A 389-nucleotide genomic window follows, 5' to 3' on the forward strand; every position below is an offset into this window, starting at 1 on the left:
TTCCACCCCGTTGTCAACGAGGTCACTCGTAGAGAATAGTAAGTAACGGCGATTAGCGCAGTTTGGTAGCGCACTTGGTTTGGGTCCAAGGGGTCGCAGGTTCAAATCCTGCATCGCCGACCATTTTTTTATAATTTAATTATAATCGAATAGCTTATTGGTAAACTATGAAGTTTTCGATGCGCCCATAGCTCAGCTGGATAGAGCAACGCCCTTCTAAGGCGTCGGTCGAAGGTTCGAATCCTTCTGGGTGCGCCATTTGAAAACATGTAAATACAGCGGTGATTGTAGCTCAGTTGGTAGAGCCCCGGATTGTGATTCCGGTTGTCGTGGGTTCGAGCCCCATCAGTCACCCCATTTGCAAGAATATCGGCGATTAGCGCAGTTTG

At 48.1% G+C, this 389-nt stretch carries 3 tRNA genes; all 3 read left to right on the forward strand.

Annotated elements, in window-relative coordinates:
* Positions 1-46 precede the first annotated feature (46 nt).
* The 3 genes from CWB65_RS19565 (at position 47) to CWB65_RS19575 (ending at position 357) form a co-directional block, all read left to right on the forward strand.
* A tRNA-Pro gene (locus CWB65_RS19565) sits at positions 47-123 on the forward strand.
* A 58-nt stretch (positions 124-181) separates the two neighbouring features.
* Positions 182-258, forward strand: a tRNA-Arg gene (locus CWB65_RS19570).
* A gap of 23 nt (positions 259-281) precedes the next feature.
* Positions 282-357 (forward strand) — tRNA-His (locus CWB65_RS19575).
* The last annotated feature ends 32 nt before the right edge of the window (positions 358-389 follow it).

The sequence above is a fragment of the Pseudoalteromonas sp. S554 genome (assembly GCF_005930865.1).
Lineage (GTDB): Bacteria > Pseudomonadota > Gammaproteobacteria > Enterobacterales > Alteromonadaceae > Pseudoalteromonas > Pseudoalteromonas marina.